Annotated in this window: 2 protein-coding genes; one reads left to right on the top strand and one right to left on the bottom strand. The window is 69.2% G+C overall.

Annotated features, from left to right (window positions below):
- Positions 1 to 139: 139 nt before the first annotated feature.
- Positions 140 to 1,582, top strand: a complete 1,443-nt coding sequence (locus Q1V87_RS05435; protein WP_300591180.1) for a CCA tRNA nucleotidyltransferase — start codon at positions 140 to 142, stop codon at positions 1,580 to 1,582.
- A 96-nt stretch (positions 1,583 to 1,678) separates the two neighbouring features.
- On the opposite strand, the gene cofD is transcribed toward Q1V87_RS05435, so the two are convergent.
- Positions 1,679 to 2,689, bottom strand: a complete 1,011-nt coding sequence (gene cofD / locus Q1V87_RS05430) for a 2-phospho-L-lactate transferase (protein ID WP_300591179.1) — start codon at positions 2,687 to 2,689, stop codon at positions 1,679 to 1,681.
- Positions 2,690 to 2,795: the final 106 nt, after the last annotated feature.

The raw sequence follows: 2,795 nt of genomic DNA, 5'->3' as shown, positions 1-2,795 counted from the left end.
AGGGGGCTGGCACCGGGTCTGGCGGGAGCCGGCGCAGCCGGCGAGGGCATGTCCCCCTCCCCGGCACCGCGCGCAGCGGACTCCAGGACCGGCGCAGCGGACTCCAAGACCGCGGACCCCCACCGGTAGGCTCGAATCCATGCTGAACATGGCTGAGGGTGTCGCGCGCCTGGGCGCCCTTGCCACCTCTCCCGTCGTCGCTGCCGTTGCGGCGGCGTTCGAGGAGGCGGGCTTCGAGTTGGCGATCGTCGGCGGTCCCGTGCGCGATGCGCTGCTGGGCCGAACCACGCACGATCTCGATTTCACGACGAACGCGCGACCCGACGACATCCTGCGCATCGTGGCTCCGTTGAGCACCACGCACTGGGATATCGGGCGCGATTTCGGCACGATCGGGGCGCGGATTGCGCTTCCCGGTGGCGGCGCTGAACAGGTCGAGATCACGACCTATCGCGCTGACAGCTACGACGGTGTGACCCGCAAGCCGACTGTCGAGTTCGGTGACACGCTTGAGGGCGATCTCGTGCGGCGGGATTTCACCGTGAACGCCATGGCGCTGCGGGTTCCGTCGCAAAAGCTCGTCGATCCTTCCGGCGGAGTCGAGGATCTCCTCGCACAGCGACTGCGAACTCCGGCCGATCCCGATGTGAGTTTCGGTGACGATCCGCTTCGGATGCTGCGCGCCGCCCGCTTCGCCTCCCAGCTGGAGTTCGAGGTCGATGCCGACACCATCTCGGCGATGCACCGGTTGCGCGAGAGCATTCAGATCGTCAGCGCCGAGCGCATTCACGGTGAGCTCGTGCGGCTCATGCAAGCCGATGACCCGTTGCGCGGCATCCGTCTGCTGGTCGAGACGGGTCTCATGGAGCAGTTCCTGCCCGAGGTTCCGGCGCTGCGGCTTGAGATCGACGAGCATCACCATCACAAGGATGTCTACGAGCACTCACTGACCGTCGTGCGCCAGGCGATAGAGCTCGAGCACGAGCGGCACCCCGGTGCCGCACCCGACGTGCCGCTGCGGCTTGCTGCGCTGCTGCACGACATCGGCAAGCCGGCCACGCGTCGCCTCGAGCCCGGGGGCGGGGTGACCTTTCACCACCACGACATCAAGGGCGCGCGGATGGCGCGAAAGCGCCTGAAGGAACTGCGGTTCGATGCAGCGACGATCGACACGATCACGACGCTCATCGAGCTGCATCTGCGGTTCTTCGGGTACGCCGAAGGGGCGTGGACCGACTCCGCAGTGCGCCGGTATGTGCGGGACGCCGGTGACGAGCTCGAGCGCCTCCACATCCTCACCCGCGCCGATGTGACGACCCGCAACAAGCGCAAGGCTTCGCGCCTGGCATCCGCGTACAACGACATCGAGCGACGGATCGCTGAGCTTGCGGCGCAAGAGGAGCTGGACGCGATGCGCCCCGAGCTCGATGGGAACCGCATCCAAGAGGTGCTCGGCATCGGTCCCGGGCGGGAGGTCGGCGAGGCGTACCGGTTCCTGCTCGATCTGCGGCTGGACGAGGGAGTGCTCGGCGAGGCCGAGGCCGAGAAGCGCCTGCGCGAGTGGTGGTCAGCGCGGGGCTGACCCCCGGGTCAAAACCCCCACGGTTCGACTGTCACAGAACGCTGATTCCGAGCCCCGCGAGTCGCGGTCTGTGACAGCGGAAGGGGCGATGGGGCGTCAGCGCAGGTCGCGCGCGAGCGCGATGGCGTCGCCGGCCAGGGCGGCCGACGTGTCGGCATCCCGCATCCACAGCGGAACCGCGCGGGTCGGGATGCCGTCCACGGCGAGTCCATCGACGGATGCCGCGTCTTCCTCCGCGACGAGCCAGCCATCCAAGACGCCCTGCGCGCCCCGAGCTGCATCCGCGCCCCGAGCTGCATAGTGGCGGGCGATGGCGGCGGCATCCGTGTCGACTCCGATCGCCGTGAGGCAGGCATCGGCCATGCCGCGTACGACCCTGCCGCCGATGACCGGCGCGACCCCGACAACCGGAGCGGATGCCGTTCGGAGCGCGTCGCGCATCCCCGGAATGCCGAGGATCGGCCCGATCGAAACGACGGGGTTCGAGGGGGCGATCAGGATCACGTCGGCATCAGCGATGGCTTCGAGGGCCCCGGCGGCCGGTCGCGCCGTCTCGATTCCGGCGTTCTCGAAGCGCACCGCCGGGATTGTGGCACGGTGCCGGGTCCACCATTCCTGAAAGTGCATGCGCTGACCGTCGGCGGTGTGCACGTGGGTGTCGATCTCGTCCTCGGTCGCCGGAAGGAGCGTCGCTCCGAGAGGCCAGCGCGTCCCGAGCCGGCGGTAGACCTCGCTGAGCGGCACCCCGCTTCGAAGCCAGGCGGTGCGCGCGATGTGCACGCCGAGGTCGAGGTCACCGAGCGTGAACCACTCGGGTGTCACGCCCCAGGCCTGGAGCTCTGACGCGACTCGCTCGGTCTCGTCGCGCCGACCCCATCCCCGGTCTTGGTCGTTCTGACCGCTCAGCGAATACAAGAGCGAGTCGTGGTCGGGCGCGATTCGCAGGCCCGCCAGCCACCAGTCATCGCCGGTGTTCACGACGACCCGGATGTCGTGAGCAGCGTCAGCGGGAAGGCCCCGCGCCGCGGCATCCCAGCGCGCCCATTCGCGCACCCCGATCACGAAGCGCGCGCCGCCGACACCACCCGAAAGCACCGTGATCTGCACGCAGCCACGCTACCCGGCGACAGCGCGTGCCGCCGCGCCTACACTGGACGGCACCGGCGCGCACAGACGCTCGCGCCCATCACGATCAGTGCCGATCGGAGTCCGC

Origin of the sequence: Microbacterium sp., assembly GCF_030149085.1 — a bacterium.
In the GTDB taxonomy this organism is placed as follows: Bacteria; Actinomycetota; Actinomycetes; order Actinomycetales; family Microbacteriaceae; genus Microbacterium.
The sequence above is the reverse complement of the archived record's forward strand: the minus strand, read 5'-3'. Positions and strand labels throughout refer to the sequence as shown.